General features: G+C 36.5%; 12 protein-coding genes. 6 read left to right on the top strand and 6 right to left on the bottom strand.

Annotation, left to right across the window (positions count from 1 at the left end):
* Nucleotides 1–2: 2 nt before the first annotated feature.
* The 3 genes from pstC to LDB17_RS10785 all read right to left on the bottom strand — a co-directional run bounded on the left by pstC (nt 3) and on the right by LDB17_RS10785 (nt 3,501).
* Nucleotides 3–1,211: a phosphate ABC transporter permease subunit PstC gene (pstC, locus tag LDB17_RS10795; RefSeq protein WP_252637030.1), complete on the bottom strand. Its 1,209-nt coding sequence runs from the start codon at nt 1,209–1,211 to the stop codon at nt 3–5.
* A gap of 25 nt (nt 1,212–1,236) precedes the next feature.
* Nucleotides 1,237–2,052: a PstS family phosphate ABC transporter substrate-binding protein gene (locus LDB17_RS10790; RefSeq protein ID WP_252637028.1), complete on the bottom strand. Its 816-nt coding sequence runs from the start codon at nt 2,050–2,052 to the stop codon at nt 1,237–1,239.
* A gap of 414 nt (nt 2,053–2,466) precedes the next feature.
* Complete coding sequence (locus tag LDB17_RS10785; protein WP_252637026.1) at nt 2,467–3,501, bottom strand: rhodanese-related sulfurtransferase; 1,035 nt, start codon at nt 3,499–3,501, stop codon at nt 2,467–2,469.
* 856 nt (nt 3,502–4,357) lie between these two features.
* On the opposite strand from LDB17_RS10785, the gene LDB17_RS10780 reads away from it, so the two are divergent.
* The 6 genes from LDB17_RS10780 to metQ all read left to right on the top strand — a co-directional run bounded on the left by LDB17_RS10780 (nt 4,358) and on the right by metQ (nt 13,919).
* On the top strand, nt 4,358–7,372 hold the full coding sequence (locus LDB17_RS10780; protein WP_252637024.1) for a TonB-dependent receptor: 3,015 nt from the start codon (nt 4,358–4,360) through the stop codon (nt 7,370–7,372).
* Between the two features lie 39 nt (nt 7,373–7,411).
* On the top strand, nt 7,412–8,764 hold the full coding sequence (locus LDB17_RS10775; protein ID WP_252637022.1) for a RagB/SusD family nutrient uptake outer membrane protein: 1,353 nt from the start codon (nt 7,412–7,414) through the stop codon (nt 8,762–8,764).
* A gap of 80 nt (nt 8,765–8,844) precedes the next feature.
* Nucleotides 8,845–9,021, top strand: a complete 177-nt coding sequence (locus LDB17_RS10770; RefSeq protein ID WP_252637020.1) for a hypothetical protein — start codon at nt 8,845–8,847, stop codon at nt 9,019–9,021.
* A 382-nt stretch (nt 9,022–9,403) separates the two neighbouring features.
* Entirely contained in the window at nt 9,404–10,324 is a 921-nt protein-coding gene (locus LDB17_RS10765; RefSeq protein WP_252637019.1) for a hypothetical protein, read from the top strand.
* Nucleotides 10,325–10,413: 89 nt separating this feature from the next.
* Complete coding sequence (locus tag LDB17_RS10760) at nt 10,414–12,984, top strand: M14 family zinc carboxypeptidase (protein ID WP_252637018.1); 2,571 nt, start codon at nt 10,414–10,416, stop codon at nt 12,982–12,984.
* Nucleotides 12,985–13,115: 131 nt separating this feature from the next.
* Nucleotides 13,116–13,919: a methionine ABC transporter substrate-binding lipoprotein MetQ gene (gene metQ, locus LDB17_RS10755; RefSeq protein WP_289781676.1), complete on the top strand. Its 804-nt coding sequence runs from the start codon at nt 13,116–13,118 to the stop codon at nt 13,917–13,919.
* Between the two features lie 281 nt (nt 13,920–14,200).
* Here the strand turns inward: metQ and LDB17_RS10750 are convergent, their stop codons facing one another.
* From LDB17_RS10750 to LDB17_RS10740, 3 genes are all read right to left on the bottom strand, one after another.
* Nucleotides 14,201–16,120, bottom strand: coding sequence for a family 43 glycosylhydrolase (locus LDB17_RS10750; RefSeq protein WP_252637017.1), 1,920 nt, complete (start codon nt 16,118–16,120; stop codon nt 14,201–14,203).
* A 161-nt stretch (nt 16,121–16,281) separates the two neighbouring features.
* Complete coding sequence (locus tag LDB17_RS10745) at nt 16,282–17,685, bottom strand: glycoside hydrolase (RefSeq protein ID WP_252637016.1); 1,404 nt, start codon at nt 17,683–17,685, stop codon at nt 16,282–16,284.
* The gene (locus LDB17_RS10740; protein ID WP_393925033.1) at nt 17,645–18,664 is read right to left on the bottom strand and encodes an Eco57I restriction-modification methylase domain-containing protein; all 1,020 of its coding nucleotides are present in this window, start codon (nt 18,662–18,664) and stop codon (nt 17,645–17,647) included. Before LDB17_RS10740 ends, LDB17_RS10745 begins: the two co-directional genes overlap by 41 nt.
* Nucleotides 18,665–18,776: the final 112 nt, after the last annotated feature.

Genomic DNA, 18,776 nt, shown 5'->3' with positions numbered 1-18,776 from the left:
AACTATAATCCTTTATTATATTGCTTTTTAGAAATCGCCTCAGCTGTAATGCTGATAATCATAGTTATCACAAACAGAATACATCCGAGCAAAAACAAAGCCTGATAATGAGCTCCTCCTGCCGGAGCTTCACCTAGTTCGGCTGCTATAGTTGCAGGAATTGTCCGCACCGATTGAAAGACAGAGTGTGGTATTATAGCTGCATTCCCCGTAACCATCAACACTGCCATAGTCTCACCTATAGCCCTGCCTATGCCTAATACAACGGCGGCTGATATACCCGATATCGAATATGGAATAACCACTTTGTAAACAGTTTGCCAATGGGTAGCACCCAATGCCAGACTTGCTTCGCGCATAGCCCGAGGCGTATTACGCATTGCATCTTCGGCAACAGTTATGATGGTAGGTAAAGCCATAATAGCAAGGATAAGGCTACCTGTAAATGCAGTTTCGCCGACAGGTAAGTGAAAAGTTTTCTGCACAATGGGAACCAAGACAACTAAGCCGAAGAAACCATATACTACAGACGGAATTCCCGCCAATAATTCAATTGTTGGTTTCATAAGCTTGCGTGTTCGTTCATTAGCTAATTCTGATATATATATAGCGACTCCAAGCCCTAAAGGAAGCGCTATCAGAATAGCAACTATACTCACAAGTAGAGTTCCCAAGATCAAAGGTAATACCCCGAATAAAGGAGCAGGCGTTGCTGTGGGCATCCATTGCTTTCCTCCAAAAAAATCTTCAACATTAATATTCCCTGTTGTAATCACTTTCACTCCGGGCATATTTGTTGGGGCATATTTTTCGGGTAAGAATGCTATGATATTCGGATTCTCGGCAATCACTTCGCCTAGCTTTTGCGGTAGTAGAGCATAATCTTCTCCAAATTCTTCTTCAGAATACATATTAAAAATATCATCTATTCTGAAAATCTTTATTTCTTCATCTGCTCCGCCCAGTTCTGCCCAATTCGTTATTTCTGAATCAAATATTTCTTTTATTTCAAGAACATTTAATTTGTCAACTGCATTCTTAGAGTTTACAACAAGTGTATAGCCATGTTCGACAGAAGGAGAATTAAACAATCCGAATCCTTCCTTGAATAAGAATATTACGATAAGGAGTATAGCGATACTTGTTACAGCACCGCTAACTGTTAGTATGCTTTCAACTATCCGCTCTAATATTCGTTTTAGTTGTTTCATGTTATTCCTTTTGTTTCTGAAATCGTTATTTCACAGGGATAAATCCAACGTCCGATACTATTTTCTGTCCTTTAGCTGACAATACATAGTCAACAAAAGGTTTTACTGCTTTCTCTGATTTTGCTTCGTAATAGAAGTATAGAGGACGTACAACCGGGTAAGTCTTATTCTTGGCATTGGCTACTGATGGCTCTATAAATTTCTTTCCTCCATCATACGATACATGCACTGCTTTTACAGATTTATTAAGATAAGCAAGCCCTACATAGCCTATAGCTCCCTTCGTTTGTCCTACTGACTGGATAATAGCCCCTGTTGCCGGCAAACTCATTATTCCGTTTACATAGTTTTTATTTGCCAGCACATGCTCTCTAAAAAACTCGTAAGTACCGGATGATGTTTCGCGTGAATAAGGAACGATTTTCAGGTCTGCTCCACCTACCTGTTTCCAATTAGTTATCTTTCCGGTAAAAATACCTTCTAGTTGTTCGCGAGTTAAGTTCGATACTTTATTCGAAGGATGTACTACTACCGCAAGTGCATCATAGGCGATAATTACCTCTTTCGCCTCTTTCCCTTTATCTTTTAGCTGTTGTCTCTCCGAGAATTTAATTTTTCTTGAGGCTTGTGCGATATCTGTTGTTCCTGCCAAAAGCGAAGATATACCAACTCCACTTCCTCCCCCTGTTACCGTAACGGTTTTGGATGGATTTGCCTTCATAAAACTTTCTGCTTCTTTTTGTGATAAAGGCAATACTGTGTCCGAACCTTTAATCTTTTGAGCACTAACACCAATACTTAACGATAGTAATGCTATAGAAACCAAAATTGTTTTTCTCATAATCTTTTTATTTTTAGTGATATTTTCATTCCCTAGTTTTTACAGCAACAAAATTATTACACTGTTGTTACAGCCTCTTTTCTATTTTGTTACGTTTACGTTAAGATTTGTTTAGGCGAAAGTCTATCACTCGCCTATCATTCGTCTGTAATATTGATATTTATGAAAAAATATTTGATGGAAGTATTTCTCTTTTCAAGTATACATCCACGGGAAGTTTCTCTAAGATTTAAGATGGTTTTTAGAGTTGTGGGTAATAAGGAGGGGTTGACAATAAGATAATATTATTGTAAGAGCCTATTTAAATAAAATCTAAACAGGCTCTTATATCTTTTATAAATAAAAAGGAGTACCCTTTGATCTGGTCTGAACAATAGTAGAAACAGGATAGGTGACGAATAAAATGTGTTCTCTTTATTCGTTTTTTGGGAGAAGGTGCTTAGCTTTCCCTTTTCTAAAAATCATCGCATCATTTTTAATGCCTTTGCGCAATATTTTCCTTTGCTCTTGTGGTAGTATGACTATATTTTTGCAAGCATCGGAACAGCAATTATGCATCTTTTGGGCACATTTCGAGCATTGTATAAACAAAAGATGGCAGCCTTCATTTGCACAATTGGTATGCGTATCACAAGGCTCTCCACATTGATGGCAATGAGCTATAATATCATCGGTGATTCGTTCTCCGAGACGATTGTCGAAAACAAAGTTTTTGCCTATGAATCTCGATTTCAATCCTTCCGACTTTATTTGACGGGTATATTCGATAATGCCTCCTTCTAACTGATAGACGTCTTTGAAGCCTTGGTGTTTGAAATATGCACTCGCCTTTTCGCAACGGATACCTCCGGTGCAGTACATCAGTAATTTTTTAGACTCTTTGTAGTCCTTCAATTGCTCATTTATAATCGGAAGCGATTCTCTGAATGTAGTAACATCGGGAGTGATAGCCCCGTCAAAATGCCCAATCTCACTTTCGTAATGGTTACGCATATCAATAACGATGGTATCAGGATCGTCCATCATATTATTAAAGTCTTGTGCTTTGAGATGAATACCTATGTTTGTAACGTCAAAGGTGTTGTCGTTAAGCCCATCGGCTACAATTTTGTCTCTTACCTTTATCTTCAATTTGAGGAAAGATTTATTGTCATGTTCTACTGCTATGTTCAACCTGATGTCTTTCAGAAAGGTATAAGTGTCCAAAAAGTCTTTAAAGGCACTCATATTATGAGCGGGTAATGATAACTGGGCATTAATCCCTTCTTTGGCTACATATATACGCCCCAGCACATCGAGCTCGCTCCATCTGACAAAGAGTTCGTCTCTGAACTGTTGCGGGTTGTCAATCTGGGCATAAGCGTAGAATGATAAAGTAAGCCTGTTAACACCGGCTTGGTCTATTAATTTTTCTCTTTCTTCGTTACTTAATGTATTATATAATTGCATTTTATATATTAATTAAAATAGTTGAACAGATTATAAGTTTCGATAAGAGTACAAATGTATAATATGATTTACTGATATAAACGAATATTTAATAGATATAATCTATAAGCCATAGGTGAGTGTTTCACTTTAAGTGCAGATAGGTATCGTTGTTGGCTATAAAGTTTTGTTGTACCATCAGCGAAATCTGTCTCTCGATCAGATAATCTACCGCTTCGGGTTACTTGTCAAAAATAATTTCATTGCACATCATAACTTATTGTTTAAATGAGTTAATGGCTCAACAATAAATACCTCATTTATGGTATTTATGATTAAACGAAAGTCTTATATTTTTGCAATTGTTATATAAGTTAAACAAAAAATATGAAAATGATTATGGAAAAACTATTAGAAGTTGATTCACCATCCCGGCGAATACACCATTCATCAATCAAATACAAAAAGCTGAATTTACTCTTTCGCTTTTGTAACATCAACTACCTTCTATCTCCTAGCCTACCTAATACAGCCCTTTCTTTTTCAGCACGAATGTGTTGCTATAGATAATACTTTCCCCTTACATTCTTTATTTTGACTTATTATAAGTTCATTAGTAAACAAAAGTTAACTGATTGAATTTGCATCAAGAATTTTTATAATATTCTTGAGTTATACAAATAAGCAAGATGTGCTACAATCGTATATAAAAAAGAGAAGTTTTAATTATAAAAATAAACACTTCCTCCTCCGACGGCAATTGGTATTGGAAGTGTTCAATCTAAAATAGAATATGACAAATATATTTATTTTTTGGAAAAAAAAACATCAACCCTCATGTGTTAAAAAGCATATTTATGTATTTTTAGTATTATTGATGCTATCTACGTTTGGACTTTATTCCCAAACCATTATAAGAGGGAACGTAATAGACGAGAAAACCAAAGAGCCTATTATCGGAGCTTCGGTCGCCTTAAAAGCAACGACAAATGGGACTCTTACTGATGCTCATGGTGGATTTTCGTTACAAGTAACAAAAGCTCTACCCGCTACTTTATCTATAAGTCTGGTAGGATATAAATCACAAGATATTGATGTTTACGATGCAGAAGAACCCATCATCCTATCATTAAAAGAAGACTTTAATTTTCTTGACGAAGTTGTTGTAACAGGTTATACATCACAACAACGAAGATCAGTCAGTGGAGCTATAACTTCCATTAATCTTTCAGATGGAATAAAAGAAACTGCGGCTTCCGGATTTGACCAGCTATTACAAGGAAAAGCTCCCGGCGTACAGATCTCATCAAATACCGGAGTTCCCGGAGGTGGTGTTATCTTTCGGGTAAGAGGTAGTAACTCTATTAATGCAGGAGTAGACCCATTATACATTATTGATGGTGTATTTATTAGTAACAGTAATCTCATTTCTACCGGTATGGGAGGACAAACCCAGTCAAATCCACTATCGGATATTAATCCATCAGACATCGAGAACATTACTGTACTTAAAGACGCTAATGCGACCGCAATATACGGATCATTAGGTGCAAATGGAGTAGTTATAATAACAACTAAGAGAGGTAAACAAGATACAAAAGCGAAAATATCGGTATCCCTGTCTCATGGATGGGCAAATGCTATTAAAAAATTCCGATCCATAACAGGCCCTGAAACGGCTATACTCGCTAACGAAGCAGCCTACAATACTGGTATCGATAGAGGATTGTCTCCATCTGACATAAAGTTACCTTTTGCTGATCCCTCCAGTATGCCCACATACGATCGCAATAGTGATTTATTTAGAACGGCTGCTTTATCAAATTATGAAATCTCAGCGCAGGGAGGAAACTCTAACAGTACCTATTATGTCGGCTTAGGATACACCAAGCAAGAATCTGTTGTTAAGCCTTCCGATTTCGAGCGCTATTCGGGACGACTCAACTATGACAATAATTTAACAAGCAAATTGAAAATAGGTACAAGCATTAACCTAAGTAAAATATATCGTAATGTGAGTAGCAATGACAACAATCCAAAAGGAGTAATCAATTCGGCAATATTCGTTCGTTCATATTTACCTATTTACAATGAAGATGGAAGTTATGCCAGATATGGAAGTTTTGATAACCATCTGGCGCTGATAGAGCATCTTGATAACAATGCTACTACATGGCGAACTATCGGAAACTTGTTCTTGGAATATAATATTCTCAAAGAACTTAAATTTCGTTCAAGCTGGAGCTTAGATAATACTGATCTGACTGAAAACAATTATGCTGACACATTTATCAGTGCCGGGATAGCAACGAATGGTTCTGCTACCTCATACAAAGCTAAAAACATTGTTTATACAGCAGAACAATTACTCACCTACAATAAGGTCTTTAAAGATAAACATGCACTTAATGTTTTACTTGGAAATACAGTCAATGCTGTACAAGAGGAGTATACCAGTGCTTCGGGACAAGGTTTTGCTACCAACGACTTGAAAGACATTTCAGTCGCGGCAACGAAATCGGGCTCAGCCTCCAAGTCTGAAAGCAGACTGCTATCATTCTTTGGAAAAGCCAGTTATACATTTAACAACAAATATACAATAGATGGAAGCATAAGGGCTGATGCCTCATCTAAGTTCGGGAAGAACAAGCGTTGGGGCTACTTTCCGTCTGTTGGGCTTACATGGGATGCAAGTCAGGAGAGTTTTATAAAAAACATAAATTTCTTTGATGCGCTCAAATTCAGGGGCAGTTTTGGATATTCAGGAAATCAAAATGGAATAGGGTCATACGCTGCTTTGGGTTTATGGTCAGCAGGATCGAATTATTTAGAGACTGCGGGCACTGCCCCTTCTCAATTGGCAAATCCAGATTTGACATGGGAAACCACACGTCAGTTAGACCTCGGCTTTGATTTTGCAATCCTGAAAAATGCAATAAGCTTTAGTTTCGACTATTATAATAAATACACATACGATTTATTATTGAATGTTCCTGTTCCTTATCGTTCAGGGTTTACATCTTTTCTTCAAAACTATGGTGCTGTAAGAAACAGTGGAGTGGAATTAGGAATACAATCGACTAATATCAATAAAAAAGACTTCAAATGGACTACTGATTTCAATATATCGTGGAACAAAAATAAAATAGAAAAACTAGCTTCAGATATTACATTGGGAGCATCAGGACGCAATGCATCTATATTACGTGAAGGTTATTCAGTAAACTCTTTTTATTTGTATAAACAATTGTATGTTGACCCCGAAACCGGAAATGCTGTTTATGAAGACGTAAATAAAGATGGATTTATTACCTCAGCGGATAGACAAATTGTAGGTAATGCATTGCCAAATTATACAGGAGGTCTCACAAATGAAATTACATATAAGGATTTTTCATTGAACCTATTCTTATATTTCCAACAAGGAAACAAAATCCTTAGTATGCACGATTTTTTCTTAGTGCATGGTGGAACTCAGAACAATATAGGTTTTATTCCGCGACAACTAGAAAGGTGGCAAAAAGCCGGAGATATTACCGATATTCCACGTCTGACCACATATAGTGGAGACCCTACTATTAACGGAGGCTCAGCTAACAATTATGGAGGAAATGTTGCAAATATGAGTAGCCGATATTTGAGTGATGGCTCGTTTATCAGGCTCAAGAATGTGGCTCTAAGCTACAATCTACCTAAATCTATAATAAAAAGCTTACAGCTAAGCAGACTCAGGGCGACTGTTTCGGTTACCAATCTGTTTACCATTACAAAGTATAAAGGGCTCGACCCGGAAGTAAATGCACAAAGTACTAGCCAGAATACTTATGGATATGATTGGGCAACAGTGCCACAACCTCGTACTATTCAGCTTACTCTGAACGCTACATTCTAAGAAAAGAATTAATATTTAATTTCCTCAAAAATGAAGACAATGAAAAAGTTATATAAAAACTTAATTATTATAGCAGCACTCTCACCTCTCTTACTGTTCACTGCTTGTGAAGATTTTCTAGATTTGTCGCCGACAAATTCTATACCTTCTACAATTGCAATAACAAATAAAGGAACGGCAAATGCGGCTATTATCGGAGCTTATAATTCGGTTCAGAATTACTACTCCAATTATTACATAACATTGGGAACAATAACTGCAGACAATGTTTCCTACAATGGGACATTGAGCCAATACTTACAACTCGATCAGAATTCGGTCTCTCCTGATAATGCAGGTACTGTTTATGCTTATCAAACCATTTATGCGGGAATAAACTCTGCCAATTCAATAATTGCAGCTATCGGGAATGTCAGCGATCCGTTATTTACTGAAGCTGAAAAGAATAAGATTCTAGGCGAAGCATACTTTATAAGAGCCCTAGGCTATTTCGACCTTGCTCGTGGATGGGGTGGAGTACAACTTCAATTGAACCCAACAACAGATTTGGGAGCATTATCAGGTATAAAAAGAAGTACTCTCGCTCAGACTTACGATCAGGTACTTGCCGATCTGATAAAAGCCGAAGAGCTACTCCCTGAGGACGATTCGACAACACGTAACAGAGCTCAAAAAAATGCGGCAAGAGCCTTAAGAGCCAGGCTCCACCTCTATCGGGAAGAATGGGGCGAAGCAGAAACATATGCCACATCGGTAATCAACAGTACTAAATACTCTCTAGTGAAACCTTTTAAAACCTTTTTTACTTCACCATTTCTGTCTCCGGAATCTGTATTTGAATTAACTTTTACATCAAACGACAAAAATAGTTACTGGAATCTTTGGTATCCAAGCACTGTAGGAGGGCAATATACCTTAAAGCCGTCGGATGCATTAGTTGCCAAACTAAACGATTCGGATGTAGGGGGAACAAGAAAAGAAATTATAAAAGGTAGCGGAAACTCAGTATACGGAGTATTGTATAATACCGTATCAACAAGTACCGACCCGGCTTATGTTATTCGCATTGCTGAGTTATACTTAATACGGGCTGAGGCAAGAATAAAAAAAGCAACTCCGGATATATTAGGTGCTTTATCAGACTTAAATAAGGTTCGTGGCAGGGCAGATATACCCGATTTTGACAGCTCTGATAAGGATGTAATAATTCAAGCTATTGAAGATGAAAACAGTATAGAATTTGCTTTCGAACCTCATCGTTGGTTTGATCTGGTTAGAACAAAAAGGACAGGTTCAGTCCTCGGTCTGACAAATACCGACTATTGGTTGTTTCCATTCCCCGCTTCCGATATATTATCAGATCCTGACATTGAACAAAATCCGGGCTATTGATAAATATTTTGCCTTTGGCTGATATTACAGGTTTGTGATATCAGCCAAAGTTATTATATCAACAAGTAAATATTATAACGATGAAAGAGTATAATGTTACAAATAGTGTATTAGATATGCTGGGCAACACGCCCATGATAGAAATTACAAAAATAAATACAGGCAAATGTAGATTGTTTGTCAAGCTCGAAAACCAAAATCCGGAGGGCTCAATAAAAGACCATATAGGATTATCGATGATAACCATTGCCGAATGAGAGAGAAAATTGAAACCCAGAGCTTATAAAATACCACAATTGTGGTATTTTATAAAGCCATTCATATTTTTATTTTTGTATCAGATAGTTTTATAAATATATCTTATAGAATATTGAAAAAAATGAAAATCATTCGAAACAGCATTGCTAAGTTAAAAAAGCCAAACCAACAAGCATCACAACACGAAAAAAGTGATGATTATGTTGCAGGAATTATCTCTGTTCCTGCTCGTTCTTTGCTATTACCTTCCTTCCTCTTTTTATCAATGCGAATGCATTGCTTTTGATTCCAACTCCCCCACTCAATATTTTATTATTTATTTTCATTTGATATTGTGCCTCTAGTAATATTGGCTCATTTTATATATAAAATTTCAAAATTATGAAAGCTATAAAGCAGGTTCTTACAACAATAATATTATCCATTTTAGCATTATCGCTTAATGCCCAAAATACAATATCCATCAAAAGCCAAAAACTGGTTTCTCCATTAGTGAGTAAGTGGGTATCTGAATATAAGAATGTTAATTCAGGTCTAAAAATAGAAGATGCTCATAAAAATGATTCAAACGCAGATATAGAATTAATTATAACTGATCAACCCGATAGTTTACTATATGGCAAAGATGTTTTTTATGTAGTGAAATATGCATTACTACCGATTGTCTCCAAAAATTATATCTATACAGAGAGTCTCGAAAAAGAAAAGTATAATAAGAAAAAATTAAGAGAAATATTTTTCGAAAAAGATCTTTTGGATGAAGACGATAGTAAACCATCAAAACTGGCTGAACGCTTTACAGTATATTCAGGCAATAAAAAAGAATCTGTAGCCAGTGTTTTTGCGGCACATTTTGGTTATCCGGCAAACACCTTAAGAGGCACAAAAATAGCAGGAGATGATATATTTTTACTAAACGCGATAAATAAAGATAATACAGGCGTAACATTCAATAGCTTATCTTATTTATATGATCTGTCTACCCGTCAACTAAAATCAGATATAAAGCTATTACCATTGGATATAAAAAAGGAATATCGAGAAGTATTGGAATCGTCAACAATAGACGATGTGTTAACCCTGGTTGAGAATGAAGATCTAGACTTGATCCCAATACAAAAAATAGGTTTTGTAATTAACAGCTCCGCAACACCCAAACCCGAAGTTAAAGATTTTATAAAATGGGTTTTAACTGAAGGACAGCAGTATAATCACGACTATGGATTTCTTCGTCTAAGCCGGGATATTCAATTAGCCCAAATCCGGCAAATAGAATCTAAGTATCTTACGCTCAATAAATAGTAAAAAAACAGCTAAAACATCTCAGACAAATAACTCACCTCTTTCTCCGACGGCAAATTGGTATTGGAGGTTTTTAATCAAAATAGAATATGAAAAAACTTGCTATTATTATCCTGCTATTTATAGCAGGGCTATATTCCTTTGCTCAAAACGACTATTATTTCGGGAGGGATAATCAGTTCGATCCGAAGATACCTACCCCCGAACAGTTTTTTGGATTTCCCATTGGTTCGTCATTAGCCAGATATGACAAAGTTGTTGAATATTACAAGTTGCTGGATAATTTATCCGATAGAGCACAACTCGAAGTTATCGGAAAAACTTACGAAAATAGAGAACAGGTTGTACTTATTGTCACAAGCCCTGACAACCAAAAGAATCTGGAATCTATACGTCAAAATCACTTGAAACTTATAGATCCTAAGAGCTCCTCTTCAAATAATGATCAAAAAGTCATAGTGCACTTAGGTTATAATGTTCATGGAGGAGAAATAGCAGGAACAGAAGCTGCAATACTTGCCGCATATTACTTTGTAGCTTCTACAAACAATGAAACAATCAAAAATCTGGAACAAACAGTTGTTTTGATAGATCCGGCATTAAATCCTGATGGAAGAGATAGAGCTGCCTCATATTTTAACACATTCAAATCCTTTCCTCCTGTATCCGATCCGAATGATATAGAGCATGCCGGAGGATTTACCCCACATAGAGGAAATCACTTTTGGACAGACCTTAATCGTGACTGGTTTCCACTGGTACACGTTGAAAGTAAAGCAAGAGTTGATTTTTATCACAAATGGTATCCTAATATATATGCCGACTATCACGAAATGGGAAGCAACAGTGCCTATTACTTCGAGCCGTCGCCACCACGCAGCACATGGAACCCAACAATCCCCGAAGAAACATACAACGTGTTGAATCCTATATTAGCGAAATACTATTCGGAATCTTTGGATAAAATAGGATCTCTTTACTATACAAAAGAAGATTTTGACAATATTTCACCAATTTATGGATCTACTTATCCCGATTTTCAAGGAGGTGTAGGTACTACCCTCGAAGTAGGAAGCTCAGCCGGAATAGAAATAGAAACGGAAGTGGGGGTAAGAAAATTCTCCCGAAACATCAAAGACAATGTTGTTACCAGCATAGCAGCAATAAAAGCCGCAGTAGCAGAGAAAGACGTATTATTCAAACATCAGAAAGATTTCTTCTCCAGTGCACTTTCTTTAGCGAATAAAAGAGCTGACAAGTATATTGTATTCGGAGACAAAAATGATAACAATCTGACAAAATTATTTCTCGATCATTTACTTAGCCATAAAATAGATGTTTATGAACTCCCTGACAAGTTTTCTCAAAATGGAAAAGATTTTGAACCGGGGAATGCTTATGTTGTGCCATTCTCTCAACCTCAATATCGTATTTTAAATGCTGTGTTCGAAGAAAATACAACATTTGTAGATAGTATATTTATGGACATTACAGCATGGAGCACTGTACATGGATATGGAATACCATTTGTGAAAGTAAAAGGAGCAGTAAGACAAGGACAAAAAGTAACAGATATCCCTCAGGTAAAGAAAGGAGGAGTTAGTCAAAAATCTGACTATGCCTACATATTTAATTATACTGACTATCTAGCATCTAAGTCTCTGTACTATCTACTAGACAAAGGTGTTGTTGTAAAAGCCGCATACAAAGACTTTTCTGCTTCTGTAGCAGGAATAGAGTATAAGTTTAACAAAGGAGCAATAGTCATCCCTGTTGAATATCAAAACATATCTTCCGACCAATTGTATAATATAGTAAAAGAGGCGGCCGAGCTGACAGATATAAAAATATTAGGAGTAACAACTGGTTTCAGCACCACTGGTATAGACTTAGGTAGCAATAATATCAGAAGAGTAGAAAAACCTGTTGTAGCGACATTAGTGGGAAGTGGAATAAATTGGACAGATGTCGGTGAAACCTGGTTTTTGTTAGGCAACAGATTAAACATACCTCTAACCAAAATCAATGTAGCTTCAGCTGATTGGGCAGACCTCAATCGTTATACATCAATAATCTTATCAGATGGCAATTACAACTCGTTGTCTCCTAACTTTATCGGAAAGCTGCAACAATGGGTCGCTAACGGAGGAACGCTTATCACATCAGAAGGTGCTTCTAAATGGGCTATTGAGAATAAAATAGTAACAGGTTTCGTTCCTGATAGCATTCCGCGAAGCAAAAATGAATATAAACGATTAGACTATATTTCACAACGAGAAAACGAAGGTCCACAGCGAATTGGCGGCGCTATATTCAATGCAGATTTGGATATAACCAATCCTCTAGCCTTCGGAATAGTATCGAGAGAAACATACGCAATCAAAACCAGTAATTACAAATTACCAAGACCTAAAAGTAATTACGCTACAGTTCTACAATTGACAGATAAACCTCAAATAAGCGGATTTTTGACAAAGAAAAATCAACAGGAACTAAAAAATGCACCGTTAGTAGTCTTCGAAAACAAAGGTAAAGGAACTGTTGTTCTATTTGCGGAATCGCCTACTTTTAGAGGGTATTGGTTAAGTAGCGGACGAATATTGACTAACGCTATCTTTTTTGGAAGCAATCTTTCTTCTCCGGGACGATACAGACCTTAAGTTTTTTAAATTATAGTTAGATTAGTTGCTTTTGTAAAGATAAAAAGTTGAGGCTATTAATTAATTATTGGGGACAACGATTATTAATGGCCTCTCCAATTATTTACTAATTAATATAACAGAAAATCAATATGAAAATTATAAACGGATTTATTATTGTATCTGCGCTTATAATGCTACTCACTTCTTGCGGAGGTAAAAAGAACAACGACCCTAACTATATTAAAGTCGGTGTAGCCTCGGGACCTGAATATGTAATAGCTGAAGCAGCAAAAAAAGTAGCAAAAGAGAAATACGGACTTGATGTAGAACTCGTTCAATTTAATGATTACATAATGCCAAATACAGCATTAGATCAGGGAGACATTGATGCTAATGTTTTTCAGACGAAGCCGTTCTTAGACGAACAGATCGCACGTCGCGGATATAAATTTGCTATTGTTGGAAATACATTTATATATCCTATGGCAGCATATTCAAAGAAAATAAAGAGTTTGGATGAATTAAAAGACGGAAGTACAGTAGTCATTCCCAACGATGCGGCTAATAATAGCAGAGCCTTATTGCTATTACAAAAAGTAGGATTGCTAAAACTTAAAGAAGGAGTAACAGCCCCAAGGCTGGTTGATATAGTAGAAAATCCTAAAAATCTGGAGATACTGGAACTCGAAGCCCCTCAATTACCTAGAGTCTTAGATGATGCAAAAGTAGCTTTGTCTATTATCAACAATAACTTTGCAGGGCAAGCTGGACTACTCCTCAAAGATGGTGTGTTTGCCGAAGGTAAAGACTCTCCTTATGTCAATCTTATTGTTACAAGAGAAGAAAATAAGGATGAGGAGAAAGTAAAAAAATTCGTTCAGGCATATCAGTCAGACGAAGTAGATAAAGTGGCTACCGAAGTATTTAAAGGAGGCGCTGTAAAAGGCTGGTAACCAAATGGCAGGAAATCGTGCAGGAGCAAATCTAAAGAAAGAACTCATTGTCAAAGCATCATCATATGGGATCGACCTCATTAGCCTTGTATGACGAAATACCTGAATGCTATTTTCCTTAGAGTGTATTTCCAAACATTAAAGGTTTTCGCGGAGTATTTTTCCCCCGAGAAGGATATGGAGACATACCTATTTTGGATCTAATCAGACAAATGATAATAAAGAAAAAATCCAGTGAAAATTCACTGGATTTTCTTATCTATATTAATCTGGATTATAATCTATAACGAAGGTATCACTCTCCTTATACTTCCATCTTTTTCAAATTCAAGTCGATCCATACACACTTCACGTGAAGTTCCCGGGTAAACTTTCTTAATGCCATCAGGACGAGATATACGGTGATAAACAATATACCACTCATCTTTGCCCGGAATCTGTAAAACAGAGTTATGCCCTGTTCCAAAAATTGCTTTGGAATCATCTTTCGTTATCACTATATTATCCGAAGGAATTGTCAATTGACCTAACGGTGATTTCGCTGTAGCATAGCGTACTTTATAGTTGGCACTACCGGTATCATCCTCTGACCACAAAAAATAATACAAACCCTTGCGATAGAATACATAAACAGCCTCTCTAAAAGTATTATCAGGAGTCATTACCTTAATAGTTTTCTTTTTTAGAGAGATCATATCAGCATTTAGCTCTGCTCCAGCCATATAGCCATTACCCCAATAGATATAGTTCTTTCCGGTCTTTGGGTCACAAAACACATCAGGATCAATCTCTTGCCCTCCATCTACACCTTTAGGCTTGAAATCAATAAGCGGATTTCCCGAATCTAAAAACGGCCCTGAAGGATCATCGGCTACTGCAACTCCAATTTTCTTAGAACCTCCATCTTTACCTCCACTAAAGTAATAATAATACTTATAGTCATTCCCAACTTTCTTTTCAATAATACAAGGAGCCCATGCATTTCCATTTGCCCACGAAACATTGTTTTTCAAGTTTAGAATAACACCCTCATCATTCCAATCTTTCAGGTTATCAGAAGAAAAAGTTTTAAAGTAATAGCCACCCCATCCGTCAAATCCATCGCTGGTAGGATAAATATAATATTTCTGAGTCTTATTGGAATAAAGAACATCGGGATCGGCATAATAACCTGCTAATACTGGATTATTTGGTATCAGAGGATAGCTCTCGGGGTTTCCCCATTTATCAATAAGTGACTCCAATTCTTTTTTTGTAATAGGAATAACAGAACCATGACGAGGATGAAAATCCATTGATATTTCATGATCTATAACTTTAAAACTCTCCAAATCGGCACTCTCACAAAACTGATATTTCCCTTTCATATATACATCGTACATCAAAATATACGTATCGGTATTTATCATTCTGAACACACTAGATCCCTCAACAGCATCAGATGTTTGCTGTTTATACCCTTCATGTTCTGTCCATCGTCCAGACGTAAGAGAAGTCGTTGTTGCCAGCTTGATACCATTTCCATGTCCTTCTGTTTTATAAAACATATAGAAGACGCCACCTTTCAAAACAATATCCGCATCTATACACGATTTACCATTGGATGGAAAAAACAATTGCTTTGGCTCACCTACCAAGTCAGAGAAATCATTATTTGCATATGCATAATATATAACATCCTCTCCTTCCCCATGTTTCATAGACCAGTATACCATATATTTACCGACCTCCGAATCATAAATTGTTTGTGGAGCCCATACTCTTTTCAGATCATCCTGACCAGAGTATTTTTTCTGAATATTAATTATACTTGATGTCCAATTTATTAAATCATCAGATTTCATCAAGATCATCGCCCTATTTGAATCCCATCCCTCAGACGAAGTCATATCGGTAACTACCATATAGAAGCATTTACCATCTTCTGATCTCAACAAATGAGGATCACGGACACCTCCGGTCGAACTTATAATCTTGGAATCAACAACAGGCTTATTGTTATTCAAAGAAAAATAGTTATAACCGTCTGAACTGATTGCATAATGAATAGCTTCTTCCTCTACCTGATTCCCGGTAAAATAGGTAAACAGATAAGCCACGTAGTCTTTTTCTTCAATACCCGTCCGATATTCCTGAGAAAAAATCACATGAGGTATAACAGACAAAAAAGTAACAAATAATATAAATCTCACAATTTTCATAATAAATTAGTTATCAGCACATCTATCAGAAAAAAGTAACAAAAGTGACAGTTTTCACAGAGTTTATTCATGTCACTTTTGTTTCTTATTTCATGTTTATAATTCTATAAATAGATAAATTTCCGGGATTTTATTTATTCTATAAAAGCACACTATATTTCTTATTTTAAATCATATACAACCGTCAATACAGAAGCCGGATTAACAAATATAGAGTTCCCTAAATTCTGAATAACCGCCTCTGCCAAATCTTGAGTCTGACTTGTTGTATATGTTTTTATTGAATTCACCTCCGCACTACCAATATCAGCCCTCACATCATAGCGGGTTGAAGATAAGTTGGTGTAAACAGCAACAAGTTTTTTACCATCGGGTGATAGATATGCGCTACCAAAGAGGTTTTTGGATGTGTTTTCCATTTTAAGTTCCACTCGTTTATAGTCAGGACGAACAAACAAACTATAATTACCTAAAACCCACAAAGTCTTAGTCGCTTCGTGTGTACCACTTTGTGTAATATCTCCGTAATCACCTCCTGCAGGAGTTACTTTTATCAGCAAGAATCTGTTTTTATGACTCCAACGCTCCAGATCAAGACTTGTCCAGTAAGACCATGATGAAACATTGGCATACACCAAATCGCAATGTATTACTTTCGACATATATAAAGCAATGTCCATATACGAGGCATTGTTGAAGCCAACAAATTCATTCCCATAGCCATCGCCAAGCATACTCCATTCGGTTTGATAAACCTTCAATCCTGCTGCTGATGCCTTCGATGCCACTTGTGACCTTACATCTACCATTGTTTGCCAGCTTCCGTCTGTCCAATAGCTATGACCGGCAATAACTGGAGCCACATGAGTCAGATCTCCCACATAGTTAGACGAAGCATTATCAAACAAGTTATAGATAACATTTTTCCTTCCGGCATCGCCATCCGTTTCATATAGATAATTCCATGCACCGGATTCACCTAACAATATCTTAGTATTTAATCCTTTTGCCTCTATCGCCTTATCTATTTCTACGGTAAGCCTTTTTATTTCACTATTCTGCCAACCCGAACCTTCCTGTCCGCTTTCCCAATTGTACTGAGGTTCGTTAACCGGGCTGATATAGGTAAAGTTTATTGCTTTATTCGATTTGAAGTAGTCTAAAACAGTTGCTATATATTCAGCAAAGTCATCGTAACTATCATCCTTCAGATTTGAATAAGCTCCCATATCCGAATATCCCTTACCATTACGGGTTAGATATACAGGAGGAGTGTTACTAAACATGACGAACTGTTCACATCCATATTGCTTAGCCTTTTCCAGGAAGTATTGTTGCCCGGCTTGCTTTGTCCAGTCTAATGTCCCATCAACAGGGCTCATAAATGATTCGGCACGTCTGGCTGGATCTTCTATTCCGCTGGCAGCGCCTTGCTGAGCTGTACCACCACCTAGATTAAAACGCCATCCCGATAAACCTATACCTTCGGGTTGTCCATCAGCAACCTTGGCTGAAAATAAAAGCTTATTGTTGGTTAATAAAAGGAATAGGAAATTCTTTAACATTATTATTTATCCACCTAGCGGTACCTGTACCGCTTGATTCAGCAATAGAATGTAAAACAAAATGAATTACTAGGGAATTGAGGATAGCGGTAATTACTTCCGAAGAATAGCCTTTTGGAGGAATTAAAAAATAAGCGCTATTAAGTAAATACACTTCTTCTCTACAAATAGCAAAACGCCCCATGTCAGAAAGTTCAATCCAAACAATTTTCTCTAATTTAAAATCGTCAAAAAATGCACATGCTCTTAAATTGGTCCAGTGTTGTCCCTTAGCACCTCTTTGCTTAAAACTATCTCCAAAAGAATCTAAGTGCTTATATACTGATGGATATTTACTTACATCAACACCGTTTTTTGTAAGAAGAATTTTTAGCGAGGGCAACTTGTATCCATATTTAAAAATATCTCTCCCTCTTAAAATGGGCTTGATTAAATCTATGCTTTTTGGATCAGATTTAATAATATTTTTTTCAGTCTCTGTATCTATTAAAAAAGCCTCGTTAGAACCCGTAGCCAATCCCAGCCTTATTTTTGTGTTTAATTCCTCTAAAGTGGGTCTATTACCGTATATTTTATTCAGCAGTGATAATTTTTCGGGAGTTAATAAAGTCCATGAGGAAACTTTTCCAAACTCTTCCTGCAAATATTCAAAGCTATTATTTGTAATAAATCGATTAAAATTAGATTTTAAATCAAAGGTTGCGTTTACAACTCTTGCTAATGCAGCATTTTCCCTAGTAGTTATGCATAATATTGCGGTATTAACAGTAGCATTTCCAAACAATTGAGAATCTTCTATATTTATCAATTCTAAAACATCAACCTTTTGAGAGACAAAAGATCTTAAAGGTTTTCCGTAATTAGTTCTTAAAAAAGAATTAGAGGTAATAAAATTCAATATCCCATTCTCCGTTAGAAGATTAACCCCTTTTTCTATAAAGTAGCAATATAGATCGGCAAATGGCTCATATTGGAAAATCCAGTGTTAATTGCCCCCTTTTGCCAGTCTAAATTGACCCTCTTTTCCAAAATACGTTTAACCCCTTACGCCAAAATAAAAATGTCCCCTGCTGGAATGTAACCCAACAGGG

It is taken from the genome of Dysgonomonas sp. Shenzhen-Wh21 (genome assembly GCF_043392705.1).
GTDB lineage: Bacteria > Bacteroidota > Bacteroidia > Bacteroidales > Dysgonomonadaceae > Dysgonomonas.
Note: the sequence above shows the minus strand (reverse complement) of the source record. Positions and strands in the feature narration are given on the sequence as shown.

Bases quoted from the DNA above. Each gene is read 5' to 3' on its own strand.
- LDB17_RS10760 (WP_252637018.1), top strand. From the start codon at position 10,414: ATGAAAAAACTTGCTATTATTATCCTGCTATTTATAGCAGGGCTATAT.
- LDB17_RS10750 (WP_252637017.1), bottom strand. From the start codon at position 16,120: ATGAAAATTGTGAGATTTATATTATTTGTTACTTTTTTGTCTGTTATA.
- LDB17_RS10780 (WP_252637024.1), top strand. From the start codon at position 4,358: ATGCTATCTACGTTTGGACTTTATTCCCAAACCATTATAAGAGGGAAC.
- LDB17_RS10775 (WP_252637022.1), top strand. From the start codon at position 7,412: ATGAAAAAGTTATATAAAAACTTAATTATTATAGCAGCACTCTCACCT.
- LDB17_RS10770 (WP_252637020.1), top strand. From the start codon at position 8,845: ATGAAAGAGTATAATGTTACAAATAGTGTATTAGATATGCTGGGCAAC.
- LDB17_RS10790 (WP_252637028.1), bottom strand. From the start codon at position 2,052: ATGAGAAAAACAATTTTGGTTTCTATAGCATTACTATCGTTAAGTATT.
- LDB17_RS10785 (WP_252637026.1), bottom strand. From the start codon at position 3,501: ATGCAATTATATAATACATTAAGTAACGAAGAAAGAGAAAAATTAATA.
- metQ (WP_289781676.1), top strand. From the start codon at position 13,116: ATGAAAATTATAAACGGATTTATTATTGTATCTGCGCTTATAATGCTA.
- LDB17_RS10745 (WP_252637016.1), bottom strand. From the start codon at position 17,685: ATGTTAAAGAATTTCCTATTCCTTTTATTAACCAACAATAAGCTTTTA.
- LDB17_RS10765 (WP_252637019.1), top strand. From the start codon at position 9,404: ATGAAAGCTATAAAGCAGGTTCTTACAACAATAATATTATCCATTTTA.
- pstC (WP_252637030.1), bottom strand. From the start codon at position 1,211: ATGAAACAACTAAAACGAATATTAGAGCGGATAGTTGAAAGCATACTA.